Origin of the sequence: Blautia sp. AF19-10LB (assembly GCF_003461245.1) — a bacterium.
Classification (GTDB): Bacteria; Bacillota; Clostridia; order Lachnospirales; family Lachnospiraceae; genus Blautia_A; species Blautia_A intestinihominis.
This window is the reverse complement of sequence record NZ_QTWS01000079.1, coordinates 1-3,004: the sequence shown is the minus strand read 5'-3', so window position 1 is coordinate 3,004 and position 3,004 is coordinate 1. Positions and strand designations below refer to the sequence as shown.

The window sequence follows — 3,004 nt, the reverse complement described above, 5'->3', positions numbered from 1 at the left end:
GGATTCTTTGCGCATTTACAGGTTTTCATATAATTTATTTGAAGTAGCACAATAGGTTATCATTAGTTTTAAAGTTCTTTTTGATCAGCTTTACAAAGCCGATCTTTGCAGCGAATTCTTTTATCAAAAGGAGTCCTGCATCGGAGGATAGATCACCTCCGTCAAAATTTATTTTAATTTGCCTATTGCTTTGAAGTGAAAAGCAATATGCAATTAAAATACAGCAACTATGCGGCTTTTAGCCATGTTCACGGCGTTGCAGTGAATAATTCAGGATTAAAATAGATTGTTTACTTGACGCTGTTTAGGACATTAATTATACTTAAGTGTAATATCAAAAACAGGGAGGAAAACGAATATGAAGAAAAAGAATATGTTAATGTGTTTTTTAATTCTGGTTTGTACATTGTTTTTTGCATTACCGGTACAGGCAAGAACAACAGAGGTTTCCAGGGTAATGAACAGAAAGATGTCTTCGGCGGCATATGAGTTGGGAATGCGCCATGTTCCCAGTATGAACAGACGCTCATCGGTAAATTTCTATAACCGTACAGTAAGAAGCACGAGAGTAACATACGCAGCCAAGGGAAAATATTCTTCCAACTGTTCTTATCTTCAGGGCGAAACGTATTACAAGAATAAGGCTGGCAGATGGAACGTGTGTATCAGAGACAGAAGCCTTTCTTTATATGGAGTAAAAGTTGGGATGACTCCGGCGAATGCATATCAGCGATTTACAAGATATAAATGGCGAAGAGTTTGGCAGGGAAGAACCGGATGCATGTATGTAAGAGCGGGAAAGGTGATTTCTCTGAACATTCGCAATGGAAAAATTACTGGTATGTCATATAAATGGCAGATGGAGTCGGAATATTAAATAAAGGGGGAAGCGCTAATGAAAAAGAAGAAAAATTTTATTGTACTTATTGCTATTGCATTATTGTTTATATTGGCAGTCCCAGTGTCGGCGGCAAGCGGAACAATGAAACTGAACAAAACACGGGTTTCCATGTATGTTACAGAAAGTACTACGCTCAAAGCTCTCGACAGCAGAGGAAAAACAAAGTCAGCATCATGGAGATCCAGCAATACACGGATCGCAACGGTTAAGAACGGAGTGATAACTGCGAAGAAAGCAGGCACGGTGACGATCACAGCGACCAGTAATGGCGTAAAGAGAAGCTGCAAGGTAACGATAAGAAGCGACTGGTATCAGAAAGTGCTGAGATCCTATGGGGCTTCCTACAGGGTGAGAAATAACTGGGATGGAAAACTTACCACAGTGTATCGGAGAAATTTCAGCAGATACCGTCTGATTGATATAAACAACGATGGAATAAAAGAACTCATGCTGCATAATTATCCATGGGCTGTATTCTTTACATATTATAAAGGCAAGGTTACACCTCTGATTTATGGATCTACGAGAGGTGCTTATCTGAAAGGACAGTATCTTACAATAAAAACAGGAACATCGTCAGAGAATATATGCCGCACATATATTTTACAGAATGGAAAGGTGAAACAAATTATAAACTATTTCCATACCACAAGCAGTGCATATCCGGTTCCGATCTATGAGGTAAATGGAAAAAGATATTCAAAAACAGCATTTTTCAAAGTCTATAATAAATACATGAACAATGCTAAATTGTTATTCTAAAGTAATTCCCGTGGCGAAAGCTGCGGGAATTTGTCGTATAGAGCAGGTTCCTTTATTGTGAAATTTCTTGTTATTCCTCAGCTGAAACTTTATACTAAAAGTAGTTGCAGTCATTTTTCAACAGCTACAGGAAAGGATTTTGGCACATGGGTAATTATCTTAATCCAGGCAGTACGATGTTTTGGGGGAGTTTGCGGTCGCAGATTTATATTGACAAAAGTGGTCTTATCAGGCAAATGAATACGTTACTGTATACAGAACAGAGATATGTCTGTGTCAGCAGACCGAGAAGATTTGGCAAGTCCATGGCCGCTAATATGCTTGCGGCGTATTATGATAAAGAGAATGATACAAAAGAACTTTTTGCGGGATTGAAAATCAGTAAAGATACGTCTTTTGATGAAAATATAAATAAATACGATGTAATAAAAATCAACATGCAGGAATTTCTGAGTGCAACGCAGAGTATGGATGATATGCTTAAGTTACTGCAGAAAAGAATTCTTGCAGATCTCAGAAATAAATATCCAGAATTTGTAACAGAGGAAAATCTTGTTTTTGTCATGCAGGATGTTTTTGCAAAGACAAATTCACCTTTCATAATTTTGATCGATGAGTGGGACTGTCTGTTTCGTGAATATGAACAGGACAGAGACGCACAGAAAAAATATTTGGATTTCCTGCGTTTCTGGCTAAAAGACAAGGAATATATTGCACTGGCATATATGACAGGAATCTTGCCGATCAAGAAATACGGTTCGCATTCTGCGCTGAATATGTTCATGGAATATTCCATGACAGATCCAGGAAATCTTGCAGAGTTTTTTGGTTTTACAGAAGAGGAAGTAAGAGGACTTTGTGATGAATATAATATGAGTTTTGAAGAAGTCAATGCATGGTATGACGGATATAGGCTGGTTTCGCACAGTAAATTTGGGGAGATGGTACATTCGATTTACAACCCCAAATCTGTTGTGGAGGCAATGCTGCGCCATAAATTTGGTACGTATTGGAATCAGACGGAGACTTATGAAGCATTGAAAGTATAGATATGACAACTTTTGCTACAAAAGATGACGTTCTGACGCTGCTTGTCCATCTGGGATATCTGACTTACAATAGTCAGACGCAGTCTGTAATGATTCCGAACAAAGAGGTGTCACAGGAATATATTAATGCAATCAGTATGATGGATTGGCACGAAGTGATCCGGTCAGTGGAAAACTCACGGAAACTTCTGGAAGACTTGTGGAATCAGGATGCGGAAGCTGTTGCGAAGGGAATTGAATAACTGCGTGTCGCATTCTCGTTACTTTCAGTGATGAGTTAGACACGCAAATT

General features: G+C 38.5%; 4 protein-coding genes and 1 pseudogene. 4 read left to right on the top strand and 1 reads right to left on the bottom strand.

Features of this window, described 5'->3' with window-relative positions:
* Nucleotides 1–55: 55 nt before the first annotated feature.
* A pseudogene (locus DWX28_RS19045) lies at nt 56–220 on the bottom strand (transposase); the annotation flags it as partial.
* 138 nt (nt 221–358) lie between these two features.
* On the opposite strand from DWX28_RS19045, the gene DWX28_RS19040 reads away from it, so the two are divergent.
* From DWX28_RS19040 to DWX28_RS20460, 4 genes are all read left to right on the top strand, one after another.
* Entirely contained in the window at nt 359–877 is a 519-nt protein-coding gene (locus tag DWX28_RS19040; protein ID WP_022215141.1) for a hypothetical protein, read from the top strand.
* Nucleotides 878–895: 18 nt separating this feature from the next.
* On the top strand, nt 896–1,663 hold the full coding sequence (locus DWX28_RS19035; protein WP_118254750.1) for an Ig-like domain-containing protein: 768 nt from the start codon (nt 896–898) through the stop codon (nt 1,661–1,663).
* A 236-nt stretch (nt 1,664–1,899) separates the two neighbouring features.
* Nucleotides 1,900–2,712: an AAA family ATPase gene (locus DWX28_RS19030; protein WP_319638516.1), complete on the top strand. Its 813-nt coding sequence runs from the start codon at nt 1,900–1,902 to the stop codon at nt 2,710–2,712.
* A 2-nt stretch (nt 2,713–2,714) separates the two neighbouring features.
* A complete protein-coding gene (locus DWX28_RS20460) occupies nt 2,715–2,954 on the top strand; it encodes a hypothetical protein (protein ID WP_330417716.1) in 240 nt (79 codons plus the stop codon).
* The last annotated feature ends 50 nt before the right edge of the window (nt 2,955–3,004 follow it).